Annotated in this window: 20 protein-coding genes and 1 pseudogene; 12 read left to right on the top strand and 9 right to left on the bottom strand. The window is 73.1% G+C overall.

What is annotated here, in order from left to right:
• The first annotated feature begins 31 nt into the window (after window positions 1-31).
• On the top strand, window positions 32-649 hold the full coding sequence (locus B5D80_RS01585) for a DedA family protein (RefSeq protein WP_088641940.1): 618 nt from the start codon (window positions 32-34) through the stop codon (window positions 647-649).
• A 33-nt stretch (window positions 650-682) separates the two neighbouring features.
• On the opposite strand, the gene B5D80_RS01580 is transcribed toward B5D80_RS01585, so the two are convergent.
• Entirely contained in the window at window positions 683-1,321 is a 639-nt protein-coding gene (locus tag B5D80_RS01580) for a TetR/AcrR family transcriptional regulator (RefSeq protein ID WP_211291353.1), read from the bottom strand.
• A 78-nt stretch (window positions 1,322-1,399) separates the two neighbouring features.
• On the opposite strand from B5D80_RS01580, the gene B5D80_RS01575 reads away from it, so the two are divergent.
• The 3 genes from B5D80_RS01575 (at window position 1,400) to B5D80_RS01565 (ending at window position 4,784) form a co-directional block, all read left to right on the top strand.
• Entirely contained in the window at window positions 1,400-1,852 is a 453-nt protein-coding gene (locus B5D80_RS01575) for an SCP2 sterol-binding domain-containing protein (protein WP_088641938.1), read from the top strand.
• 2 nt (window positions 1,853-1,854) lie between these two features.
• The gene (locus B5D80_RS01570; protein ID WP_088641937.1) at window positions 1,855-3,069 is read left to right on the top strand and encodes an acyl-CoA dehydrogenase family protein; all 1,215 of its coding nucleotides are present in this window, start codon (window positions 1,855-1,857) and stop codon (window positions 3,067-3,069) included.
• Between the two features lie 149 nt (window positions 3,070-3,218).
• Entirely contained in the window at window positions 3,219-4,784 is a 1,566-nt protein-coding gene (locus B5D80_RS01565; RefSeq protein ID WP_088641936.1) for an AMP-binding protein, read from the top strand.
• Between the two features lie 114 nt (window positions 4,785-4,898).
• On the opposite strand, the gene purD is transcribed toward B5D80_RS01565, so the two are convergent.
• The 3 genes from purD to B5D80_RS01550 all read right to left on the bottom strand — a co-directional run bounded on the left by purD (window position 4,899) and on the right by B5D80_RS01550 (window position 8,834).
• On the bottom strand, window positions 4,899-6,149 hold the full coding sequence (gene purD / locus B5D80_RS01560) for a phosphoribosylamine--glycine ligase (RefSeq protein WP_088641935.1): 1,251 nt from the start codon (window positions 6,147-6,149) through the stop codon (window positions 4,899-4,901).
• A gap of 270 nt (window positions 6,150-6,419) precedes the next feature.
• Window positions 6,420-7,352 carry a type IV toxin-antitoxin system AbiEi family antitoxin domain-containing protein gene (locus B5D80_RS01555; RefSeq protein ID WP_088641934.1) on the bottom strand — a complete coding sequence of 311 codons (933 nt, stop codon included), beginning with the start codon at window positions 7,350-7,352 and terminating at the stop codon, window positions 6,420-6,422.
• Window positions 7,353-7,544: 192 nt separating this feature from the next.
• Entirely contained in the window at window positions 7,545-8,834 is a 1,290-nt protein-coding gene (locus B5D80_RS01550; protein ID WP_088641933.1) for an adenylosuccinate synthase, read from the bottom strand.
• Window positions 8,835-8,957: 123 nt separating this feature from the next.
• Between B5D80_RS01550 and B5D80_RS01545 the strand changes: the two genes are divergently transcribed.
• Window positions 8,958-9,971, top strand: a complete 1,014-nt coding sequence (locus B5D80_RS01545) for a diacylglycerol kinase family protein (RefSeq protein WP_088641932.1) — start codon at window positions 8,958-8,960, stop codon at window positions 9,969-9,971.
• 1,332 nt (window positions 9,972-11,303) lie between these two features.
• Window positions 11,304-12,425, top strand: a pseudogene (locus B5D80_RS35025) (MinD/ParA family ATP-binding protein); the annotation flags it as partial.
• A gap of 53 nt (window positions 12,426-12,478) precedes the next feature.
• Here the strand turns inward: B5D80_RS35025 and B5D80_RS01535 are convergent.
• Complete coding sequence (locus tag B5D80_RS01535) at window positions 12,479-12,907, bottom strand: DUF3151 domain-containing protein (RefSeq protein WP_088641930.1); 429 nt, start codon at window positions 12,905-12,907, stop codon at window positions 12,479-12,481.
• A gap of 307 nt (window positions 12,908-13,214) precedes the next feature.
• Here B5D80_RS01535 and B5D80_RS01530 point away from each other — a divergent pair, with 307 nt between their 5' ends.
• On the top strand, window positions 13,215-14,420 hold the full coding sequence (locus tag B5D80_RS01530) for an LOG family protein (protein WP_211291352.1): 1,206 nt from the start codon (window positions 13,215-13,217) through the stop codon (window positions 14,418-14,420).
• 81 nt (window positions 14,421-14,501) lie between these two features.
• On the opposite strand, the gene fbaA is transcribed toward B5D80_RS01530, so the two are convergent.
• Entirely contained in the window at window positions 14,502-15,524 is a 1,023-nt protein-coding gene (gene fbaA, locus B5D80_RS01525) for a class II fructose-bisphosphate aldolase (protein ID WP_088641929.1), read from the bottom strand.
• Window positions 15,525-15,668: 144 nt separating this feature from the next.
• Complete coding sequence (locus B5D80_RS01520; protein WP_088641928.1) at window positions 15,669-16,052, bottom strand: phage holin family protein; 384 nt, start codon at window positions 16,050-16,052, stop codon at window positions 15,669-15,671.
• A gap of 124 nt (window positions 16,053-16,176) precedes the next feature.
• Here B5D80_RS01520 and B5D80_RS01515 point away from each other — a divergent pair, with 124 nt between their 5' ends.
• The 5 genes from B5D80_RS01515 (at window position 16,177) to B5D80_RS01495 (ending at window position 23,169) form a co-directional block, all read left to right on the top strand.
• Window positions 16,177-16,389 (top strand): hypothetical protein, encoded by a 213-nt coding sequence (locus B5D80_RS01515; RefSeq protein WP_088641927.1) that lies wholly within the window; start codon window positions 16,177-16,179, stop codon window positions 16,387-16,389.
• A gap of 81 nt (window positions 16,390-16,470) precedes the next feature.
• Complete coding sequence (locus tag B5D80_RS01510) at window positions 16,471-17,925, top strand: 3' terminal RNA ribose 2'-O-methyltransferase Hen1 (protein ID WP_088641926.1); 1,455 nt, start codon at window positions 16,471-16,473, stop codon at window positions 17,923-17,925.
• The gene (locus tag B5D80_RS01505; RefSeq protein ID WP_088641925.1) at window positions 17,922-20,435 is read left to right on the top strand and encodes a polynucleotide kinase-phosphatase; all 2,514 of its coding nucleotides are present in this window, start codon (window positions 17,922-17,924) and stop codon (window positions 20,433-20,435) included. Before B5D80_RS01510 ends, B5D80_RS01505 begins: the two co-directional genes overlap by 4 nt.
• A 166-nt stretch (window positions 20,436-20,601) precedes the next feature.
• The gene (locus B5D80_RS01500) at window positions 20,602-22,161 is read left to right on the top strand and encodes an LPXTG cell wall anchor domain-containing protein (RefSeq protein WP_144081534.1); all 1,560 of its coding nucleotides are present in this window, start codon (window positions 20,602-20,604) and stop codon (window positions 22,159-22,161) included.
• Window positions 22,162-22,236: 75 nt separating this feature from the next.
• Window positions 22,237-23,169, top strand: coding sequence for a VTT domain-containing protein (locus B5D80_RS01495; RefSeq protein ID WP_211291351.1), 933 nt, complete (start codon window positions 22,237-22,239; stop codon window positions 23,167-23,169).
• A gap of 179 nt (window positions 23,170-23,348) precedes the next feature.
• Here B5D80_RS01495 and B5D80_RS01490 read toward each other — a convergent pair whose 3' ends face one another.
• Both B5D80_RS01490 and pyrE read right to left on the bottom strand, forming a co-directional pair.
• Window positions 23,349-23,726 carry an ArsR/SmtB family transcription factor gene (locus B5D80_RS01490; RefSeq protein WP_007454255.1) on the bottom strand — a complete coding sequence of 126 codons (378 nt, stop codon included), beginning with the start codon at window positions 23,724-23,726 and terminating at the stop codon, window positions 23,349-23,351.
• A gap of 57 nt (window positions 23,727-23,783) precedes the next feature.
• Complete coding sequence (gene pyrE / locus B5D80_RS01485) at window positions 23,784-24,323, bottom strand: orotate phosphoribosyltransferase (RefSeq protein ID WP_088641922.1); 540 nt, start codon at window positions 24,321-24,323, stop codon at window positions 23,784-23,786.
• Window positions 24,324-24,384 lie beyond the last annotated feature (61 nt).

Raw genomic sequence — 24,384 nt, 5'->3', positions numbered from 1 at the left:
CGACCGGGGGCCCAGCGTCGAGCATGAGGGCATGCAGTCGGTGCTCGACCTGCTCCACCACACCGTCACCTCACCCTGGGTGTACCTGGTGATCTTCGTGGTGACCGCGGTCGACGCGTTCTTCCCGGCGGTGCCCGGCGAGACCGTCCTGATCACCGCCGGGGTGTTCGCGGCAAGCGGCCACCCGAACCTGGTGGCCGTGATCGCGGTGGCGGCCCTCGGCGCGCTCGTCGGCGACCACGTGTCGTACGGCATCGGCCGGGGCGGCGGCGCGGAGCGGCTGGCCCGGCTACCCGACGGCAGCCGCCGCCGCAGCGGCTCGGACTGGGCCCGGCGGGCGGTGGACCGGCGGGGCGGCTCGATCCTCACCACCTCCCGCTTCGTGCCCGGCGGCCGGACCGCCGTCACCCTGACCATGGGTGCCGTCCGGTATCCGCTGCTGCGCTTCCTGGTGTTCGACGCCGTCGCCGCCGCCGTCTGGAGCCTGTACTGCGGGCTGCTCGGCTACTTCGGCGGGCTGGCCTTCGAGCGCGATCCGGTCCGGGGGCTGCTCGTCGGCGTCGGGCTCTCGCTGGCCGTCACCGGGTTGTTGGAGCTGGTCCGTTGGCTGCGCCTGCGGGCCCGCCGCCGCGCCGCCGCCCACCGCTGACCCCTCGGAGCCGGGACCGGCGGGCGGGGGCGGTCAGTCCGCCGGGGGTCGCCAGGTGACGCCGTCGAGGAGCTGGGCCGCGCCGAGCCAGGCGACGTTCATCATCCGGGTGGCGGTCTTCTCCGGTTCGGCCTCGGGGTGGTCGGCGAGCCAGTCGGCCAGTGACTCGCTCGCACCGACCAGGGCGTACGCGACGACCTCCAGCTCGGTCGCGGCGACCTCCCGGCCCCGGGCCCGCAGCGCGTGGTCGAGCATCCCGGCGACCACGTCGACCAGCCGGGCGCGCATCGCGGCCAGCTCGGCGGCGAACGGTTGGGAGCCCCGGGCCTGCCGGTAGAGCACGGCCCAGCCGTCGCGGTGCGCCCCGACGAAGCCGAAGAAGGCCCGCAGGCCGCGCCAGAGCCGCTGGTCGGGCGGGAGGTCCGGGGCGGCGGCCCCGGCGATCGCCAGCACCATCCGGGCGGTCTCCCGGTGCAGGCAGGCGATGAAGAGTTCCTCCTTGGTGCCGAGGTAGGCGTAGACCATCGGCTTGGAGATGCCCGCGTCCTCGGCGATCTCGTCCATGCTGGCGGCGTGGAAGCCGCGCCGGGAGAAGACCTTGACCGCCGCGTCGAGCATCTGCTGCTCGCGTACGGCCCGGGGGAGGCGCTTGAAGCTCGGCGTGCTGGACACCCTTGCGAGCATACCTACTCGTGCGTAAGGTTACGCCAGAGTAACCAGAACCGGTCCGTCCCGAGAGGTGCACCTACCATGACTGACTTCGACCCGGCCAACTTCGCCCACTACGGCCCGAAGGAGTTCGCCCAGCTGGTCAAGTCCACCCCGGACGACAAGATCGCCGAGGTGATGTCCGGCGACCTGCGCGGCAAGGTGCTCAGCGAGGTCTTCAGCCGGATGCCGCAGATCTTCCGCGCCGACCGGGCCGGCGCCACCAACGCGGTCATCCACTGGAACATCACCGGCCGCCCCGACAGTGGCGCCGACACCTACGAGATCGTCATCGAGAACGGCACCTGCACCGTCTCGGAGACCCCCACCCGCGACCCGAAGCTCACCCTCAGCATGGGCCCGGTCGAGTTCCTGAGGATCGTCTCCGGCGGGGCCAACCCGGTGATGATGTTCATGACCGGCAAGCTCAAGGCCAAGGGTGACCTGGGCCTGGCCGCCAACATCGCCAACCTGTTCGACATCCCCAAGGCCTGATGATGGCCGAGTTCTCGCTCGACCTGAACGAGGAACAGCGGGACCTGCGGGACTGGGTGCACGGCTTCGCCGCCGAGGTCGTGCGCCCGGCCGCCGCCGAGTGGGACGCCCGGGAGGAGACCCCCTGGCCGGTCATCCAGGAGGCGGCGAAGATCGGCCTGTACGGCTTCGAGTTCCTCGCCACCTGCTGGGCCGACCCCACCGGGCTGTCCCTGCCGATCGCCAGTGAGGAACTCTTCTGGGGCGACGCCGGCATCGGGCTGAGCATCTTCGGCAGCTCGCTCGCCGTCGCCGCCATCTACGGCACCGGCACCCCCGACCAGATGGTCGAATGGGTGCCGCAGTGCTTCGGCACCGTCGACGCCCCCGCCGTCGCCGCGTTCTGCACCACTGAACCGGAGGCCGGCTCCGACGTCGCGGCCATCCGCACCCGCGCCGTCCACGACGAGGCCACCGACGAGTGGGTGCTGAGCGGGCAGAAGGCGTACGCCACCAACGGCGGAATCGCCGGGGTGCACGTGGTCACCGCCTCCGTCGCGCCCGAGCTGGGCTCGCGCGGGCAGGCCGCGTTCGTCGTACCGCCGGGGACGGCCGGGCTGCACGCGACCCGGAAGCTGAAGAAGCTGGGGCTGCGCGCCTCGCACACCGCCGACGTCTTCCTCGACGACGTCCGGGTGCCCGGACGCTGCCTGCTCGGCGGGAAGGACGCGCTGGACGAACGGCTGGCCCGCGCCCGGTCCGGCCAACGGGCCAGCGGCCAGGCCGCGATGCGCACCTTCGAGCTGTCCCGGCCGACCGTCGGCGCGCAGGCGCTCGGCGTCGCCCGCGCCGCCTACGAGTACGCCCTCGACTACGCGAAGGACCGGGTCCAGTTCGGCCGGCCGATCATCTCCAACCAGGCCGTCGCGTTCGCCCTGGCCGACATGAAGATGGAGATCGACGCCGCCCGGCTGCTGGTCTGGCGGGCGGCCTGGATGGGCCGCAACAACCGGCCGTTCACCGCCGGCGAGGGCTCGATGTCCAAGCTCAAGGCGGGCGAGGTGGCCGTCGCGGTGACCGACCGGGCCGTGCAGCTCCTCGGCGGGGCCGGCTTCCTGCGCGACCACCCGGTCGAACGCTGGTACCGGGACGCCAAGATCTACACCATCTTCGAGGGCACCTCCGAGATCCAACGGCTGGTCATCTCCCGCGCCATCTCCGGCGTCCAGATCCGCTGACCGTCGCCACCGGTCGACCGCCCGGTCACCGCCCGTCCACCACGGGCGACGCCGACTGGGCGGTCGGCCGGCCACGACGCATGATCGGAAAGGAATCCCTGGTGAGGGCCCCGGCCGGCCCCACGTCGTACCCCGAAGGAGGTCGCCGGATGGACCTGCCGTTCATCGTGGCCACACTGACCAGGCGGGGACTGCTCACCCCCGGGCACCCCGTCCGGGTCGCCTCGCAACTCGCCGCGCTACGCCAGTGGGGCTGGGGCATGGCCGGCGAACTGCGGCAGGCCGCCGCCCGCGACCCGGGCCGGGTCGCCGTCGTCGACGAGCACGGCCACGAACTCACCTACCGGGAACTGCTCGACCGGGCCGAACGGCTCGCCCGGTCGATGCGCAGCGTGCTCGGCGTACAGGCCGGGGACCGGGTCGGGCTGCTGTGCCGCAACCACCACGGGCTCATCGAGGGCATCGTCGCCGCCACCCTGATCGGCGCCGACGCGGTGCTGGTCAACAGCGGACTGTCCGCCGCACAGCTCGCCACCGTCGCCGAGGAGCAACGGCTGCGGGTACTGGTGCACGACACCGAGTTCGCCGAGCGGGTCCTCGCCGTCCCCGCCGAGGTGCACCGGGTCGACGAGGCCGACCTCGACGCCCTGGTCGCCGCCGCGCTCCCCGGCGACCGGCTCACCCCGCCCGCCCACGACGGCCGGACCATCGTGCTGACCTCCGGCACCACCGGCACACCCAAGGGGGCCCGCCGGCCCGTCCCGAACGGCTTCGGCCCGCTGGTGTCCATCATCGACCGCATCCCGCTGCACACCCACGACACCGTGCTGATCGCCGCCCCGATCTTCCACACCTGGGGGTACGCGGCCCTCCAGGTCGCCTTCGCGCTGCGCGCCACCATCGTGCTGCACCGCCGGTTCGACCCGGCCGCCACGCTGGCCGCGCTCGTGACGCACCGGTGCCAGGCGCTGTTCGCCGTACCGGTGATGGTGCAGCGCCTGCTCGACGTGCCGCCGCCGGAGCCCCGGCCGGCGCTGAAGGTGGTCGCGGTCAGCGGCTCGGCGCTGCCCGGCGGCCTCACCACCCGGTTCATGGACACCTACGGCGACGTCCTCTACAACCTGTACGGCTCGACGGAGGTCTCCTGGGCCGCCATCGCCGGCCCCGCCGAGCTGCGCCGGGCCCCCACCACCGCCGGTCGCCCCCCGCACGGCACCCGCCTGGAGATCGTCGACGACGACGGGAAACCGGTGCCGGCCGGGCGGGTCGGCCGGATCCTCGTCGGTAACGAGATGCTGTTCGAGGGCTACACCTCAGGGGCCCGCCGGGAGACCCACGACGGGCTGCTCGACACCGGTGACCTCGGCCGGGTCGACGCCGACGGGCTGCTCTTCGTCGACGGCCGCGCCGACGACATGATCGTCTCCGGCGGAGAGAACGTGTTCCCGTCCGAGCTGGAGGACCTGCTCGCCCGGCTGCCGCAGGTACGCGAGGCCGCCGTGCTCGGCGTGCCGGACCCGCAGTACGGGCAACGGCTGGCCGCGTTCCTCGCCCTGCACCCCGGCGAGACCCTCGACCCCGAGGCGGTACGCGAGTACGTCCGGCGCTACCTGGCCCGGTTCTCCGTACCCCGGGACGTGGTCTTCGTGAAGTACCTGCCCCGCAACGCCACCGGCAAGGTGCTCACCCGGGAACTCCGCCGCTACTACGGCTGATCCGCCGGCGACGCCCGGTTCCGGGTGGACGATCACCAGCACCGACCGCCCATCGGGTCATCGCCGCCGCGCCGTCCCTGCTCTGACTGTGAGCGGTCGGGCCGGCGGGGCTCGTCAGTCGGGGACGGTGATCCGGCCGTCGATCGCGGTGGCGGCGATGTCGTTGCGGTGGTGCGAGCCGGCCAGCTCGATGCCGCGTACCAGGGCGTAGGCGGCGTCGCGGGCGGCGGTCAGGTCCGGCCCGGTGGCCGTGCCGCAGAGGACCCGGCCGCCGGCGGAGAGCAACGCGCCGTCGGCGGCCCGGCGGGCGGTGCCGGCATGGATGACGCCCGGATGGTCGGCGCCGGTGATCACGTCACCGGTACGCGGGGTCGCCGGATACCCCTCGGCGGCCACCACCACCGTGACGGCCGCACCGTCCCGCCACCGCAGCGGCGGGTGCGCGGCCAGCGTGCCCGTCGCGGCGGCGTGCAGCAGCCCGCCCAGCGGGGTCTCCAGCAGCGCCAGCACTACCTGGGTCTCCGGGTCGCCGAAGCGGGCGTTGAACTCGATCACCCGGGGGCCGGCGGCGGTGAGTGCCAGCCCCACGTAGAGCAGCCCCGCGAAGGGGGTGCCCCGGCGGCGCATCTCGGCAAGCGTCGGGTGGACCACGTCGGCCAGCACCTCGTCGACCAGGCCCGGCGGTGCCCACGGCAGCGGCGCGTACGCCCCCATGCCGCCGGTGTTCGGGCCGCTGTCGCCGTCGCCGGCCCGCTTGAAGTCCTGCGCCGGCAGCAGTGGCACGGCGGCCTCGCCGTCGGTCACCACGAACAGGGAGACCTCGGGGCCGGAAAGGTACTCCTCGATCACCACCCGGCCGCACTCCTGCGCGTGCCGCAGCGCGACGTCCCGGTCGTCGGTGACCACCACGCCCTTGCCGGCGGCCAGCCCGTCGTTCTTCACCACGTACGGCGTGCCGAACTCGTCAAGCGCCCGCCCGACGCTCTCCGCGTCCGTGCAGGTGTACGCGCGGGCGGTCGGCACCCCGGCCGCCGTCATGACCTCCTTGGCGAAGGTCTTGGAGCCCTCCAACCGGGCCGCCTCGGCCGACGGCCCGAACGCGGGGACGCCCTTGGCGCGTACCGCGTCGGCCACCCCGGCGACCAGCGGTGCCTCCGGCCCGATCACCACCAGGTCGGCACCGACCTCCACCGCCAACCCGGCCACCGCGGCGGGATCGACCGGATCGACCTGCCGCAGCTCCGCCACACCCGCGATCCCCGGGTTACCGGGTGCCGCGAACAGGACCTCGACCGCCGGATCCTCGACCAACCCCAGCGCGAGCGCATGCTCCCGCCCGCCACCACCCAGAAGAAGTACGCGCACGGCGACGAATCCTACCCACCACCCCCACCCTCCCCCGCCCCTCCCCTTCCCACCCAGCTCCCCTCCCCACCGCGCCTCGCCCCGCCCGCCTTACCCCGGTGATCAAGAGGTTTGCGTCACGTTGAAGATCGACTTTGACGCGAACCTCTTGATCAACTGACGCAAACCTCTTGATCACCGGCCGAGGAGGGGTGCTGAGGATGGGGGCGAAGGGATGGGGGCGGGAAGAGGCGGGTGGGGTGGGCGGGTCGGCGTGCCGCGTCGAAGGCCCTACCGCAGCGGGCGGGAGCGGGTGAGGGCCATGGCCTGACGGACGGTGTGTGGGATGTAGTCCGGGCGCAGCGCATCCGACCAGGTGAACCGGAGCACCCGCCAACCCGCGTTGACCAGGCGGTTCTGCCGGCGACGGTCGGCGAACAGGGCCTCCGGGGTGCCGTGTGGGCCCGCCCCGTCGGCCTCGGCGATCAACCGCGCCGCCCGCCACCCGAGGTCACCGATGCCGAGCAGGTGACCGTCGCCGTCCCGGACCTCCTGTTGCAGCACGTCGGGCGGGACTCCGCCGTCGACGCAGCGCAGCCGCGACCAGGTCTCCAGCGGTGACTGGGCGCGACCGTCCACCTCGGCGAGGTGACTGCGGGCGGCCGGGGCACCCCGGCGGCCCCGGACGATCGCCGGCGCGGTGGCCAGGTCCTCCGGGGTGACGAGCCCCCGGTTCAGTGCCGAGTCGAGCACGGACACCGCCGGGTACCGGTCGAGCCGGAGAATCATGTCCGTCACCGTGCGCAACGGCGAGGTCGTGGGAACGCCGGCCACGTCGACGACGTCGCCCGGGGCCACGGTGAACTGGTGGACGACGAGCATGGGGTCGGTGTGCCGTTGCGGCCGGGGCCGGTCCACCGGCACCGACACGTGGACGGCGGATTGGCGTGGCCCGGCGATCTCGTGCAGCGCGAGGGCGCTGTCGAGGACGGCGAAGGCCCCGGGGCCTAGGCTCGTCACCGCCGCCCGGATGCGGGCCCGCCGGGCGAGCGCGTCCGGTGGCTGCCCGGCGGGGGCGTAGCAGCCACGGGACAGCCGCGTCCACCGCCCGGAGCGGCAGAGTTGCCGGACGTGGTGCCGGGTCAGCCCGGCCGCGAGGGCCTGCGACATGGTGACCATGCCGTCCTGCCCGAGGGCGACCCGACGGAGAATTTCGAGCGGCATCACCCCGCCACCCTCACGCCCTACCCGCCCCCACTTCCACCCCTGTGGATAACCCTGTGGACAACCCCCGGATTTCCACAGGCGATCAAGAGGTTCGCGTCACCGGAGGGCGAATCCGTGACGCAAACCTCTTGATCACCGGGGCACAGCGGGAGCGGGGCGCGGGAAGCGGGGGAGGGCGGAGGGGGATCGTCAGGGGAGGAGAGGGTGGCGGACGACGTTCTCCTCGCGGCCGGGGCCCACGCCCACCACGCTGACCCGGGTGCCGGTGATCTCCTCGATACGGGCGATGTAGCGGCGGGCGTTCTCCGGCAGCTCGTCCTCGGTGCGGGCCTTGCTGATGTCCTCCCACCAACCGTCGTGCTCTTCGTAGATCGGGGTGGCGTGGTGGAAGTCGGTCTGCGTCATCGGCATGTCGTCGAACCGCTCGCCGTTGATCTCGTACCCGACGCAGAGCGGGACCTTGGGCAGGCCGGTGAGCACGTCCAGCTTCGTGACGACCAGGTCGGTGACGCCGTTGAGGCGGCACGCGTACCGGGCCACGACGGCGTCGAACCAGCCGCAGCGGCGTTCCCGGCCGGTGGTGGTGCCGTACTCGTGGCCGACCTTGCGCAGGTGCTGGCCGTTGTCGTCGAACAGCTCGGTCGGGAACGGGCCCGACCCCACCCGCGTGGTGTACGCCTTGCTCACCGCGATCACCCGGTTGATCGCGGTCGGTGGGATGCCGGCCCCCACGCACGCCCCGCCGGCCGTCGGGTTCGACGAGGTCACGAAGGGGTACGTGCCGTGGTCCATGTCGAGCATGGTGGCCTGGGCACCCTCCAGCAGCACCGTCTCGCCCCGGTCCAGGGCGTCCCAGAGCATCACCCGGGTCTCGGCGATGTACGGCCGCAGCCGCTCGGCGTACCGCAGGTACTCCTCGACGGTCTCGTCGACGTCGATCGCCTTGCGGTTGTAGACCTTGAACAGCAGCTGGTTCTTCTCGCGCAGCGCGAGTTCCAGCTTCTTGCGCAGGATGCCCGGGTCGAGCAGGTCCTGGAGCCGGATGCCCATCCGGGCGACCTTGTCGCCGTACGCCGGGCCGATGCCGCGACCGGTGGTGCCGATCCGGGACGAGCCGAGGTAGCGCTCCACCACCCGGTCCAGCGCCCGGTGGTGCGGCATGATCAGGTGCGCGTCGCCGGAGATCCGCAGCCGGGACACGTCGACCCCCCGCTCGGCGAGCCCGTCGATCTCGGCGAGCAGCACCTTCGGGTCGACCACCACCCCGTTGCCGATGACGATCATCGCGCTCGGGGAGAGCGCGCCTGACGGCATCAGGTGCAGCGCGTACTTCTGGCCGTCCGGCGTGATCACCGTGTGGCCGGCGTTGTTGCCGCCGGAGTAGCGCACGACGTAGTCGACCCGCTCACCCAGCAGGTCGGTAACCTTGCCCTTGCCCTCGTCGCCCCACTGAGCACCGATGAGCACGATCGCTGGCATCTTTTCCGCCTCCAGAAGGCTCGGGTGCCAGGTGGCGACCGGTTGGCGAGCCCGGGGTGTCAGGCTAACAAGTAGAAACGGCGTGGCCGGCAGGGGTTCACGTCGCGAGGCAGGAGGCCCGGAGTGTACGACGTGGTGCTGCTCACCCTCGGCTCCGAGCGGGACGCTCCCGGTGGGGGCTGCGGCGACGGCGACGCCTGCTGCGGCGGTGCTCCCGAGGCCACCGGGAAACCGGCCGGCCCGCCGGACGGACAGCGCTGCGAGACGCCCCGCGTACCGGTGCTGGCCTGCGCGGACGCGCTGACCGCGCGGGGCGCCCGGGTGGAGACCGTCGTCGCCCGCTCCGACGCCGAGGTCGACGAGGTGCTGGCCCGGCTGGACGCCCCGGCCCGCCCCGACGGCCTCGCCTGGCCCGACCCGGACAGCAAGGTCCGACTCGTCGTCGCCGTCGCCAGCGACGCCCAGTTGCGCGCCGTCGTGCGTCGGCTCGTCCGCCGGTACGCCCCACCGCCCAGCCGCCGTCCCGCCGAGCTGGCCGGCGACCGTACGGTGCCCGACCTGCCGCCGGTGGGCGTACTCCCGCTCGATCCGGCCCGGGGTGGCCCGCACCGGGACCTGGCCGCGCAGCTCGGCCTGCCCCGGGACCCGGCGGCGGTGGCGGCGGCCGTGCTCGACGGCGGGGTACGCCGGCTCGACCTGCTGCGTAACGACGGCGGTTCGGTGACCCTGGACGGGGCGCTGCTCGGTGCCGCCGACGAGGCGGGCCGCCCGCTGCACTGGCGTGGCCGGGTCGAGGTGGACGACGCGGTGCTCTCCGACGGTGCGGACCCGATCCTGGCCTGCGCGATCGGCAACGCCGGCGGCTACGCCACCCTCGACTCGCTGCCGCTGCTCACCGCCCCCGATCCGGCCGACGGTCGGGTGGAGGTCGCGGTGGTCGTTCCCGTGCCGACGCGCCCGAGGTTGGGTAGGAAGAAGAAGATCCGGTACGAGGTCCGGCGGGCCCGGGGCCGGGCGGTGGCGGTGATCCCCCGGGACGAGCGGGTGCCCTTCCTCGACGACGGGGTCGAGGGTGAACTGAGCCGCAAGCGGTCCTGGTGGACCGAGCCCGGGGCCTGGGCGGTCTTCACCGGCTGACCGCTCCCCACGTCCGTCACCCGGCGTAACGGGAACGGGACGGCCTATCCTCGGCGGAAGGAGTGGGGAGGATCCGTGGTGGACGACAACGCCGACCGGGCCGGACAGCCCGGCCAGCAGCCGGGGCCGGAGCGGGACATCGAACCATTCTGGCCGCCCGACCCCGTCGAGCCGGTGCCGCACTGGGCCGCCGAGCCCACGCCGGTCTACCCGCCGACGGCGTACCCGTCGCTCGCGGCGGAGGTCGCGCCCCTGCCGCCCGACGGCGGCTGGACCCCGCCCGGTGACGGCTGGGTGCCCGACCTGCCGGACCCGACCCCGTCGACCCACCTTCCCCCTCGGTACGACGACTCCCCGAGATACGACGACTCTTCCCGCTACGACCCTCCTCCCGGCTACGACCCTGACGGGTACGCCGTCCCGGCGGATCGTGGCGGTGCGGGCCGGGCGACCGCGTCGGCCGGTGGAACGGGGCCGGGCCGGAGCGGGCGGGTGGATCTCGACCTGCCCTTCACGTTGGACCCGTCGCTCGCCGGCCCCCCGGCACCGCCGGCCGGGGCCGGTCGCGGGGTCGGACCGTCCACGCCGGCGGCTCCGACGCCCCCGCCGAACAGCCCGCCGAACAGCCCGTCGCACCCCGCCCCACCATCCCCTCCGCGCAACGGGAGCGTCGTGGCCCACGGAGATGACCCGAGCGAGTTGAATCTTGGAAGATTCGGGCCCCCGACGGGGCCGAGATCCTCCAAGATCCAGGAGGCCGACCCGGCGGTCGTGGCGGCGGTGCCGGCGCAGTCCACGGGGCGCGGCGAGTCACCCTGGGCGTTGCCGCCCCAGCGGCTCTCCACCGGGACCGACGAGCCCGACCGGCCCACCGGTCCGGCCACCGCACCGGTACGCGGGACCGACCACCCAGCGGCAGCGGCACCTGGATTTGTCGGGCCCCACCCGGCACCCGTCGGACCGCCACCGCCCCCTCCGGCCGCCGCCGGCCCCGAACAGTTCCGCCCCGGGGACACCGGTCCGGACCGACCGGAACCGACGGACCCCGGCGGCCCCGGGCTGCCCACCCAGCCGGCACCCGGCCTGTCACTGCCCGAGCCGCCGGCACCCGCCCTCCCACTGCCTGAACAGCCGGCACCTGACCTGTCGCTGCCCGAGCCGTGGGAACCCGGCCTGTCGCTGCCCGAACAGCCGGTCCACGGGTACCCGGCACCGGGACAGCAACCCGGAGCCGGCGAGCCGGTGCCCGGACCGCCGCAGGCAACAGGGCAACAGGCCGCACCGCCGCAGGCAGAAGGACAGCAGGCCGGACCGCAGCAGGCGACGGGTCTGCCGGTTGCGGGACCGCAACCGGCAGCGGAACCACCCGCACCGGGGCAGCAGGTGACCGGCGGGTGGTACCGGTCGTCCTGGCCGGAGCCGTCGGCCCCCGGCGGGACGCCTCCGACGCCGACGCCCGCGCCGGTCTATCCCGATCCGCTCTCCCCGGCCGGCTACCCCGAGATGGGGTGGTCGCCGGAGAGCGGGATCGCGCCGACCGCCGAGGACTTCGCCCGCCGCCGGCAGATCCGGCCGGCCGAGCCGATCGCCACGATGGGCGTGCGGGCCATGGTCAACAGGATCGGCCTGGTGAAGCTCCCCCCGGGGCAGCACGAGCAGGAGGTGAAGCGGGACATCGAGATGGTGCGCCGCAACTTCGGCGGGCTGCGCCAGGTGACGGTGGTCAATCCCAAGGGTGGGGCCGGCAAGACGGTGGCCATCCTGCTGCTCGCGATGACCTTCGGGCAGAAGCGCGGGGGTTACGTGCTGGCCTGGGACAACAACGAGACCCAGGGCACCCTGGGGATGCGGGCGCAGCAGGACTTCCACTCCCGTACGGTGCGCGACATGCTGCGGGACCTCGGGCAGTTCCAGGGGCCGCACGGCCGGATCGGCGACCTGTCGCAGTACGTCCGCTCGCAGGGCGAGGGGATGTTCGACGTGCTCGCCTCGGACGAGTCGGCCACCGGGGGCGAGATGCTGACGGCGGCGGCGTTCGCCGAGATCCGCGAGGTGGTGAGCCGGTTCTACAAATTGATCTTCGTGGACACCGGGAACAACGTCCGGGCACAGAACTGGCAGGCCGCGATGGATGCCACCGACCAGTTGGTGGTCACCATGTCGGCCCGTAACGACTCGGCGGAGACGGCCGCCCGGATGCTCGACCACCTGGAGCAGAGCGGCCGGCACCGGCTGGTCCGGCAGGCGGTGACGGTGGTGTCGATGCCCCCGTCACGCAAGGAGATCGACCTGCCGGCCATCCAGGAGCACTTCGCCGCCCGGACGAGGGCGGTGCTGCTCGCGCCGTACGAGCGGTTGATCGACACCGGCGAGCCGATCCGGTACGGCGGGCTCTCCTCGGCCACCCGGGACGCCTGGCTGAAGATCGCGGCAGCGGTGGCCGAGGGCCTCTGACCCGTCGGCCGGTCCGCCCCGACGACCGTCGGGGCGGACCGGAGACGCGCCGGTCAGGCGCTGGCGAGGGCGTCCCCGGCGGCCGGGTCACAGTCGCGGAGGAACTGGGCGCAGCGGGCGGCCTCGTCCGCCTCGCCGATCTCCCCGGCGGCCCGGGACAGGACGTAAAGGCAGCGCAGGAAGCCCCGGTTCGGGGTGTGCGACCAGGGGACCGGGCCGTGCCCCTTCCAGCCGCTGCGTCGCAGCTGGTCCAGGCCACGGTGGTAGCCGGTGCGGGCGTACGCGTACGCCGCGACCACCTGGCCGCCGTCCAGGGCCCGGGTGGCCAGCGCCGCCCAGGCCGCACTGTGCGTCGGGAAGCGGGCCGCGACCTCGGCGTACGCCTCGTCGGTGCCCTGCTCTGCGGCGGCGGCCAGCGCCGCGTCCGCGTCGTCGTGCGCGGACAGGAGAGTGGCCGGAGGCTCAGGCAACAGGTTCTGCATCGCCCCATTCAACCCGCTTCGCCCCGCGGGGCGCGAGGGGGTCGGGTGGGTACGCTGACTGAACGGTGGAGGTCTACGTCACGTCGGGACCCTACCGGGTGAACCCTCGGCCCTGTCGGGTGAACCCTCGGCCGACCGTACCGGCCCTGCGGCCCATGCCATCCGAAGATATTTTCCACTACAACTATTGGTCCGGAGCCTCCCCAGGACCCGGTTACGCAGGAGCCCGGCGGCCTCGGTCGCCGGGCTCCTGTCGTCGGTACCCCTGCCCCGGTGCGCGGTGGCGGGGTGGGGGCAGGATGGCGGGGTGCCCACCCCACCTCCGGCGGACGTCATCGCGCCGCACGACACCAGTCATGACGAGATCGAGACCCGGGCCGAGTTCGACAGGCACCTGGCCGCCGACAGCCTCGCCGGGCTGACCGTGCAGGGGCTCCGCCTCGACCTCGACCCGGTTCCCGACCTCACCGCCACCGACGTGGCCGGCACCCTCTTCGTGGGTTGCCGGTTCGCCGGCCGGGAGGTCGGCGCGGACCTGGTCCGGCGCGGCGCGAACGTGGTGCCGCCCTTCTCCGGCCTGCCGTACCCGACCCAGCCGGCCCACCTCTACACCCCTACCGACCTGGCCGAAGGGTTCGCCACCGCCGGGTTCGCCGGGATGTACGACACCCGGGTGTACGACCACTTCCGCGCCCACGGTGGCGCGCTGCCGGACGTGAAGGAGGCACTCGGCCAGCGGCTGCACGACCACGGCGTGGACAACGCCCTGGCCGACGCGACCCGGACCTGGCTCGCCACCCACGGGCCGCAGTCGGTGGTGGGGGTGATGGGCGGGCACGCGGTGCCGCGCGGCAGTGTGCCGTACCGGATGGCGGCGGTGCTGGGCTGGGAGCTGGCGCGGGCCGACCGGCTGGTGGTGACCGGCGGCGGCCCCGGGGTGATGGAGGCGGCCAACCTGGGCGCGTTCCTGTCGGCCTGGCCGGCGCAGGAGCTGAACACGGCGATCGACCTGCTGGCGGTGGCCCCCGACTTCACCGACCACGACCGGTACACGGCCGCCGCGCTGGCCGTGCGGGACCGCTACGCGGCGACCGTGCCGCAGCAGCGCGGCCCCGGGCTGGACTGGGCCCGTTCCGGCGGGCTGGCCATCCCCACCTGGCTGTACGGGCACGAACCGGCGAACCTGTTCGCCGGGCGGATCGCCAAGTACTTCTCCAACGCCATCCGGGAGGACACCATCCTGCGGCTGGCCCGGGGCGGGATCGTCTTCGCGCCCGGCCGGGCCGGCACCGTGCAGGAGGTGTTCCAGGCGGCCACGAAGACGTACTACGGCACGGACGGGGCGAGCGGCGCGTACGTCTTCCTCGACCGGGCGTACTGGACCCGGGAGCTGCCGATCGAGTCGCTGCTGCGGCCGTTGTTCGCCGGTTCGCCCTTCGGCGACCTGTCCGGCAGCATCCACCTCACCGACGACGTACGGGAGGCCGTCCGGGTGCTCACCGCGACGGCCTGACGCCCGGCCCGGCCGGCCGGGCGCGACGGCGACGGCCGGCACCCCGGGTGGGGAGCCGGCCGTCGACGGGGTACGTCAGGGTCACTTCATCCGGGTGCCGGTGGAGCGCAGGTGCTCGCACGCCTCGACGACCCGGGCGGCGAGACCGGCCTCGGCCAGCTTGCCCCAGGTACGCGGGTCGTACTGCTTCTTGTTGCCGACCTCGCCGTCGATCTTGAGTACGCCGTCGTAGTTGCGGAACATGTGGTCCGCGACGGGCCGGGTGAAGGCGTACTGGGTGTCGGTGTCGATGTTCATCTTCACCACGCCGTAGTCGAGCGCCTCCCGGATCTCCTCCAGCAGCGAGCCGGAGCCGCCGTGGAAGACCAGGCTGAGCGGCTTGTCCTTGCCGTACTTGGCGCCGACCGCCTCCTGGATCTGGTTGAGGATCTCCGGCCGGAGCTTGACGTTGCCCGGCTTGTAGACGCCGTGCACGTTGCCGAAGGTCAGCGCCGCCATGTAGCGGCCCTTCTCGCCCAGGCCGAGCGCCTCGACCATGGCCAGGCCGTCCTCGACGGTGGTGTAGAGCTTGTCGTTGATGGCGTTCTCGACGCCGTCCTCCTCGCCACCGACGACGCCGACCTCGATCTCCAGGACGATCTTGCCCTTGGCGGCCTCGTCGAGGAGCTGGGCGGCGATCTCCAGGTTCTCCGCCACCGGCACGGCCGAGCCGTCCCACATGTGCGACTGGAACAGCGGCTCCTGGCCGCCCTTCACCCGCTCCTGGGAGATGGCCATCAGCGGCCGGACGAACCCGTCCAGCTTGTCCTTCGGGCAGTGGTCGGTGTGCAGCGCGATGTTGACCGGGTACTTCTTGGCCACCTCGTGCGCGTACGCGGCGAACGCCACCGCGCCGGTCACCATGTCCTTGACCGACGGGCCGGACAGGTACTCCGCGCCACCGGTGGACACCTGGATGATGCCGTCGCTCTCCGCGTCGGCGAAGCCCTTCAGCGCCGCGTTCAGGGTCTGCGACGAGGTCACGTTGATCGCGGGGTACGCGTACCGGCCGGCCTTGGCCCGGTCCAGCATCTCCGCGTAAGCCTCGGGGGAAGCGATGGGCATGTGAAACGCTCCTTACTTACCGCTCTCGGCCGCGCTGGCCGCTGTCTTCCGTCGGTGCGCCGGACCGCGCTGTCCACCGTCGGCAGTATCCCGTAGGAGGCGTCGGCGGACACAACCGCCCCGGTGACCGTCCACCGCCCGGCCTCACCGGGCCTCCCGGCCGTCCGGCACGGCGACGCTGATCAGCCAGGTCACCACGGCCATCACGATGGCCCCCCAGAAGGCCGGCCAGAAACCGTCCACCCGGAACGACAGGTCGACCGCGCGCGCGATCCGGTCGGTCAGCAGGAACAGCAGGGCGTTCACCACCAGCGCGAACAGCCCGAGGGTGAGCAGGTAGAACACGCAACCGACCACCTTGATCACCGGTTTGAGCACCGCGTTGACCGCACCGAAGATCAGCGCCACCACCAGCAGGGTGAACACGGTGTTCGCGCCGTTGCGCCCGGAGACGTCGACCCCGGGCACGATCAGCGTGGTGACCCACAGCGCGATCGCCGTGATCACCAACCGGATCAGGAAGCCCACCGGCCCATCCTGACACCGCCAGGCGTCCCCGGTGGGACGTTCCCGCGTTCCCGCGCCCAGCGGGCGACCTCCGCCACCAGCCCGTACGGTGGGGTGGACAGGCCGCCGCAACCAGGGAGGGACGATGGGTCAGCCCGACGAGGAGTTCACCCCGAGCGACCACCTCGACCCGCAGGAACGCGACCTGGAGGCCGAGCCGGCCGACGCGGTCGAGCAGGCCGCCGTGATCGGCCCGGACGAGACCGACGCCGAGCCGCACCGGGGCTTGGAGGTCGCCGACTGGGACGCCATGGAGCAGGCCCGGGTGGTCACCGCCGACGAGGACGACTACCGCTGACGGTGCGGCCCGGCCTCCGACGGCGGGCGGCCACGGGAAATGAGGACGACGCCGGATCGACCACGCTGGGATCATGGGCGCGTGCTGCTCACCCTGACCACCACCCACGAACCGGCGACCGACCTCGGTTACCTACTGGTCAAGCACCCCGACCGGGTGCAGGAGTTCGACCTGCCGACGGGCACCGCGCACGTGTTCTACCCGGAGGCGACGGCGCAGCGGTGCACGGCCGCCCTGCTGGTCGAGGTCGATCCGCAGCGCCTCGGGGTGGGTCGGCGGCGGGCGGCGTCCACCCCGGAGAGTTTCACCCTCGGGCAGTACGTCAACGACCGCGCCTACGCCGCGTCCAGTCTGCTCTCCTCGGCCCTGTCGACGGTGTTCCGCTCCGCGCTGCGCGGGGTGTCGCGGGACCGTCCGGAGCTGGCCGGCTCGGCGATCCCGCTGAGCATCCGGGTGCCGGTGCTGCGCTGCCGGGGCGGCGCGGACCTGGCGGTACGACTGTTCACCCCGCTCGGCTGGACGGTCACCGCAGCCCCGCTCCCGCTCGACGAGCAGCACCCCGAATGGGGTGACAGCCGGTACGTCGACCTCTGCCTGACCGGCACGGTCCGGCTCGCCGACGCCCTCAACCACCTGTACGTCCTGCTGCCGGTGCTGGACGACGCCAAGCACTACTGGGTCGCCCCGGACGAGATCGACAAGCTACTGCGGGCCGGGGCGGGCTGGTTGGCCGACCACCCGGAACGGGCGCTGATCACCAGGCGTTACCTGGCGCACCGGCGGGCGTTGGCCGGGCAGGCGATGGCCCGGCTGGCCGAGTTGCGGCTGGCCGACGTACCCGTGCCGGACGACAGTGTCGACGGGGTCACCGGCCCGGCGGACGGCGCGACGCCGGTCGCCGACCCCAGGCGGGCGTCCCTGGCGGTACGACGGCGCGAGGCGGTGCTCGCCGCGCTGGCGGCCAGCGGGGCGACCCGGGTGGTGGACCTGGGGTGCGGCGGTGGCGCGCTGCTCACCGGACTGCTCGCCGACCGGCGTTACACCGAGGTGGTGGGGGTGGACGTCTCCACCCAGGCGCTGACCGTGGCCGCCCGCCGGCTGCGGCTGGACCGGCTGCCCCAGCGGCAGCAGGACCGGGTCCGGCTGTGGCAGTCGGCGCTGACCTACCGGGACGACCGGTTGCGCGGCTACGACGCGGCGGTGCTGATGGAGGTCGTCGAGCACCTGGACCCGGCCCGGCTGCCCGCGCTGGAGGACGCCGTGCTGGGTCACGCCCGACCGGGAACGCTCGTGGTGACCACCCCGAACGCGGAGTACAACGTGCGTTACGAGGGGCTGCCGGCGGGCCGGTTCCGGCACCCCGACCACCGGTTCGAGTGGACCCGTGCCGAGTTCGCGGCGTGGGTCGACCGGGTGGCCGCCGACCACGGTTACACGGCCACGATCAGCGGGGTCGGTGACCACGACCCCGAGCTGGGCCACCCCACCCAGCTCGCCGTCCTCACCGCCGTGGCCAGCCGGGAGACGACCCGATGAGCATCCTCGACATTCCCGAACTCGCCCTGGTGGCGTTGGTCGGCGTCTCCGGCTCGGGCAAGTCCACCTTCGCTGCCCGGCACTTCGCGCCGAGTCAGGTGCTCGCCTCGGACGCGTTCCGGGCGATGGTCGCCGACGACGAGAACGACCAGTCCGCCTCCGCCGACGCGTTCGGGGCGCTGCACCACGTGGCGGGGGTCCGGCTGCGGCGGGGCCGGCTCACCGTGGTCGACGCGACGAACCTCCAGCCGCACGCCCGCGCCGGGCTGGTCAGGGTGGCCCGGGACCACGACGTGCTCCCGGTGGCGATCGTGCTGGACGTGCCGGAGGCGTTGGCCTGGGAACGGACCCTGTCCCGCGCCGACCGGACGCACGGCCGGCAGGTGCTGGCCCGGATGCAGCGGGACCTGCGCCGGTCGTACGGGCAACTGGAGCGGGAGGGGTTCCGCAGGGTGCACGTGCTGCGCGGGGTCGAGGAGATCGACGCCGCGCGGATCCGGCTGGAGAAGCTGTTCAACGACCGGCGGGAGCTGACCGGGCCGTTCGACATCGTCGGTGACGTGCACGGATGCCGGGCGGAACTGGAGGCGCTGCTGACGCGGCTGGGCTTCGTGCTGCACCGCGACGACGCGGGTCGCCCGGTGGACGCGTTGCACCCGGCTGGTCGTACCGCCGTCTTCGTGGGTGACCTGGTGGACCGCGGCCCGGACTCGCCCGGCGTGCTGCGCCTGGTGATGGGCATGGTGGCGGCCGGGCACGCGATCTGCGTGCCGGGCAACCACGAGCACAAGCTGCTGCGCAAGCTGCGTGGCCAGGACGTCAAGCTCACCCACGGCCTGGCCGAGACGATGGCACAGCTCGACGCCGAGGACCCGGCGTTCGTGGCCGGGGCGGCGACCTTCATCGACGGGCTGGTCAGCCACTTCGTGCTGGACGGCGGCCGGCTGGTGGTGGCGCACGCCGGCCTGAAGGAGGCCTACCACGGCCGCGCGTCGGGCCGGGTCCGCTCGTTCGCGCTCTGGGGCGAGACCACCGGCGAGACCGACGAGTACGGCCTGCCGGTGCGCTACCCGTGGGCGCGCGACTACCGGGGTGCGGCGATGGTGGTGTACGGGCACACCCCGACCCCGACCCCGGAGTGGGTCAACAACACCATCTGCGTCGATACCGGTTGCGTCTTCGGCGGGAAGCTCACCGCGCTGCGCTATCCCGAGCGGGAGCTGGTCGCGGTCGACGCCCAGCGGGAGTGGTACGCCCCGGCGCGGCCACTGTTCGACACCCCGACCCGCCCGGACACGGTGCTCGACCTGGCCGACGTGACCGGGCGGCGGCACCTGGAGCACGCCTACGGCACGCTGACCGTGCCGGCGGAGAACGCCGCCGCCGCGCTGGAGGTGATGAGCCGGTTCGCGGTGGACCCGGCCCGGCTGGTCTGGTTGCCGCCGACGATGGCCCCGTGTTCGACGTCGACCGTGCCGGGGTTCCTGGAGCACCCGACGCAGGCGTTCGACGACTACCGGTCGGCCGGCGTGCAGCGGGTGGTGTGCGAGGAGAAGCACATGGGTTCCCGGGCGGTGGTGCTGGTCGAGCGGGAGGCGGGCCGGTTCGGCGGTGGGGTGGTGCACACCCGTACCGGCCGGCCGTTCTTCGGTCCGCCACTGGACGGGGAACTGCTCGACCGGGTCCGGGCGGCGGTCGGCGCAGCCGGGTTGTGGGACGAGTTGGGCACCGACCGGCTGCTGCTGGACTGCGAGCTGCTGCCCTGGTCGGCGAAGGCGGGCGGGCTGATCCGCGAGCAGTTCGCCGGGGTCGGGGCGGCCGGGCGGGCGGCGCTGCCGGCGGCCCTCGCCGCGCTGGACACGGCGGCGGCCCGGGGCCTGCCGGTGGCCGCGCTGCGGGACCGGATGGCGGCCCGACGGGCGGAGGTCGACGGCTACTCGGCGGCCTACCGCGCGTACGTGGCACCCACCGACGGGCTGCGCGGGATGACCCTGGCGCCGTTCGCGGTGCTGGCCGGGGCGACGGTGACCTTCACCGACCGGGACCACGGGTGGCATCTGGCGTTGGCCGACCGGCTCTGCGCGGCCGACCCGGAGTTCTTCACGCCGACCCGCCGGCAGGTGGTGGAGTTGGACGACGAGGCGGCGGTGGCGGCGGCCACCGGGTGGTGGTCGACGCTGACCGCGGCCGGCGGCGAGGGGATGGTGGTCAAGCCGTACGCCGGTCCGGCCGCCCGGTCGGCGCGCGGTTCGCTGCTCCAGCCGGGGATCAAGTGCCGGGGCCGGGAGTACCTGCGGATCATCTACGGTCCCGGCTACACCGATCCGGCCCAGCTCACCGCGCTGCGTCGCCGTTCGCTGGGGCGCAAGCGGGGGCTGGCGCTGCGCGAGCACGCGCTCGGCCTGGCCGCCCTGGACGCCTACGCCGCCGACGCGCCGCTGTGGCGTCGGCACGAGCTGGTCTTCGCGATCCTCGCCTGCGAGTCGGAGCCGGTCGACCCCCGGCTCTGACCGCCCCGCCCACGGCGGGACGGCCGGGCGGGGTGGGCCTTCGGGGTGGATCCGTCAGCCGTTCGGCCCATTCTGCCGCCACCCGTCGGCGTGGGACGCCCCGACGGGGACGAACTCCTTAGGCTGCGGCGACCGCCGTAGCACTTCCTCGGGACAGGATCCGCTGATGCGCAAGCACGCGACGCGCCGTTGGCTGGCCGGACTCGCTGTGGTGGGCGCGTGTGTCGCCGCCTCCGCAGCTCCCGCGCCGGCCGCCCCCGCCAGCCCCGGGGCCTCCCCCGACGCGGTGGTGACGGCCGGGTTCACCACGTCCGCCAACAACGTCACCCTGGCCCCGGGTGGGCCCGGTCGGACGGTGGTGCTGCGGGTGCCGGGCGACAGACTCCGGGACAGCTACACCATCACCGTCGACTACGGCGCGGTCGACGCGTTCGCCGAGGTGAGCGGTCCCGCCGCCCCGGCCTGCACCCGCGCCGGCACCGTGCTGACCTGCCTGGCCTACGAGGAGGACGCACCGGACCTGCTCTCGTTGTCGGTACGCCCGCGTGCGGGTGCCCCGGTGGGTCGACAGGGTCTGCTCCGGTTCACCGTGGCCACCGGCAGATCGGGTACGAGCACCACCACGTCGACCGTCCTCGTGGGCGAGGGGGTCGACCTGGTGGCGGGTCCCGCGGTGACGTTGACCGGTGGTCCCGGTGCCAGGCTGCCGGTGGGGCTGTCGGTCGGCAACCAGGGGCAGGAGACCGCCCGGGGCGCGGTGCTCCTCGTGTCGGCGATGTACGGCCTCACCCCGTCGCAGCGCTACCGGAACTGCCGTTACGGCAGCAGGGGCGGCCTGAGCAACTGGACGCCGAACCTGTTCGTGTGCACCTTCGACGACGAGATCGCGCCGGGCCGGGTGTTCCGGATCGGCGGCGGTTTCGGTGTCACCGTGCCCGGCGACGTCTCGGCACCGAACACCCAGACCGGCACCGCCACCTGGTTCACCCCGCAGGACTGGGCGGACCAGCAGCCCAGGTACACGCTCGACCAGCAGGGCACCGGTGAGGTGTTGCGGCTGGAGCAGGTCGCTACCCGACTGCCCGTCGGCGCGTCCCGGGCACCGCAGACCGACGTCGACCCGGCCGACGACGACACCGCCATCGAGTTGACCGTCACCGGCGACCAGCGGGCCGACCTGGCAGCCGACGAGGTGCGGATCACCGCCAAGGTGGGCGAGACCGTGCCGGTCACGATCGGTTACACCAACCGGGGGCCGGCCTCGTCGTCCAACGGCGGTCGCGACTTCTACACGATCGTCAAGCTGACCGTGCCGAAGGGCGTCACCGCCGTGAAGGTGCCCAAGAACTGCCTCGACGCCGACATCCAGGACGAGGAGGGCGGCCGGCCGGGTGCCCGCGCCTACCTCTGCTACCAGTACGACGTCGTCCGCAAGGGCGGGAAGGTGGCCCTGCCGTTCTCGTTCCGGATCGACCGGGCGGGTGCCCTGACCGGCCGGACCGAACTGCTCTACGGCCCGACGGCCACGACGGACCTGGACCCGCGCAACGACACCGCGAAGATCCTGGTCAACGCCGGCTCGGGTGGGCAGGGCGGGGACGACGGCACGCTGCCGATCACCGGTTCCCCGACCGTCCTGGTCGCCGGCGTCGGCGGGGTGCTGCTGCTGGCCGGGGTGGGCAGCTACCTGGTGGCGCGGCGTCGCCGGGCCCGCTTCGTGGCCTGACCGGGCGGGTGGCGGCGATATCCCGGTCGAAGGGGCGCGTGCCGCGACCGGCGGTTCGTGGGCTCGGTATGGTGTGTGGCCGTGGACACAGGTGAGAAGACGAGGGTGGTCGCCCAGACGGTCGCGCTGAACCCGCTCGACCCCAAGGATCTGCTCCAGACCTTCGGTCTGATCGGCGTGTGGGTGATCCTCTTCGCCGAGACCGGTCTGCTGGTGGGGTTCTTCTTCCCCGGTGACTCACTGCTCTTCCTGGCCGGGGTCGCCGCCTCGCCGGTGGCCGACGCGATCTTCGGCGACGGCACCCGGCTCTCCCTGGCGGGGCTGCTGATCGGTGGGCCGGTCTGCGCGATCGTCGGGGCGCAGCTCGGGCACTGGCTCGGCGCCCGGTACGGCCGGCGGATGTTCGACCGCCCCAACTCCCGCCTCTTCAAGAAGGAGTACGTGGAGAAGGCGGAGTACTACTTCCAGAAGTTCGGCCCGGCCAAGGCCGTCGTGCTGGCCCGGTTCATCCCGATCGTGCGGACGTTCCTCAACCCGGTGGCCGGGGTGCTCGGCATGCCGGCGAAGCAGTTCTTCCTCTGGAACGTCGTCGGCGCGATCCTCTGGGTGGACGGCATCCTGCTGATCGGCTACCTGCTCGCCGACCGGATCTACAACGCCATCGGCGACAAGATCGACAGGTACATCCTGCCGGTCGTCGCGCTGATCATCCTGCTCTCGGTGCTGCCGATCTTCTTCGAGTTCCTCCGCGACCGCAGGGCGCGTCGGCGGGGTGAGGCCGTGGCCGTGATCACCGCCGCGACCGCGGTCGGCGCGGTGGAGGCCGTCCGGGACGCCGTCGAGCACCACCACGACCAGCCCCGGCAGCCGCACCCCGGGCAGCCCTCCGGCGGCGCGCAGCCGTACGGCCAGCAGCCCGGCCACGACCAGCGGTTCCCGCCGCAGACCTACGGGCAGCGCCCGCCGCGCGACGGCGGGCGGTACCCGGAACACGGGCAGGACCGCTGAACGGCGGACGACCAACGGCCGGCCCTCGGGGAGAGGACCGGCCGTTGCGTACGCGTACGCCACCGCGGGCACGGTGGTGGATCAGCAAACTGACCGGTGACGGACAGCCGTCACCACCCGATGGCGCCACCCCTGGCCCGCCATCGGACGCCGCCCCTGGACGGGACGAACGGGTGCAGTCAGCGGGCCTTCTTGGTGGCCCGCTTGCGCGGCGGCGTGAGGAGGTCGGCGATCGTGGCGATCGCCGACGGCACCAGCCGGTAGTAGGCCCACACACCACGCTTCTCCCGCTCCAGCAAGCCGGCCTCGGTGAGGATGCGGAGGTGGTGGCTGACCGTCGGCTGCGAGAGGCCGAGCGGCGCGGTGAGGTCACACACGCACGCTTCGCCCTCGGGCGCCGACTGGATCAGGCTGAGCAGCCGCAGCCGGGCGGGGTCGGCGAGGGCCTTGAGGACCCCCGCCAGCCGCTCGGCGTCGGCGCGTTCGATCGGCTCGCCGGCAAGCGGCGAGATCTGAGGCATGGTCATTTCAGCCAACGCAGTTCCCACGTATTCCATCCTTCCACCAGCAGCATCGATCCGCCTGCATATCAGCAGATCCGAATCGGCAAATTTTTACGCCACAAGGCCGAGGTCAGCCAACGTGTAGGCCGCCCGATACGGCAGTCCGGCGGCACGTACGACGTCGCTGGCGCCACGGTCGACGATCACCGCCACGCCCACGACCTCCGCCCCGGCCTCGCGTAGAGCTTCGACGGCCGTCAACACGCTGCCGCCCGTCGTCGAGGTGTCCTCCACCGCCAGTACCCGCCGGCCGGCCACCTCAGGACCCTCGATCCGCCGTTGGAGACCGTGCGCCTTGCCGGCCTTGCGGACGACGAAGGCGTCCAGGGGTCGATCGGTCTCTGCGGCGGCGTGCAACATCGAGATGCCGATCGGATCGGCACCCAGGGTCAACCCACCGACCGCGTCGTAATTCCAGTCGGCGGTCAGCTCCCGCATCACCCGACCGACCAGGGGAGCGGCCCGGTGATGGAGAGTCACGCGACGCAGATCGACGTACCACTCCGCCTCCCGCCCTGAGGAGAGCACGACCCGGCCATGGACCACAGCCAGGTCAGTGATGAATTTACGCAGGTCGTCGTGGTCCCCCATGGCGATAGAGGGTACTGCTCAAGTCTGTGGGTCGTGTGTGCGGCCCACCCGGACCGACCAT

Origin of the sequence: Micromonospora wenchangensis, assembly GCF_002210435.1 — a bacterium.
Lineage (GTDB): Bacteria > Actinomycetota > Actinomycetes > Mycobacteriales > Micromonosporaceae > Micromonospora > Micromonospora wenchangensis.
The sequence above is the reverse complement of the archived record's forward strand: the minus strand, read 5'-3'. Positions and strand labels throughout refer to the sequence as shown.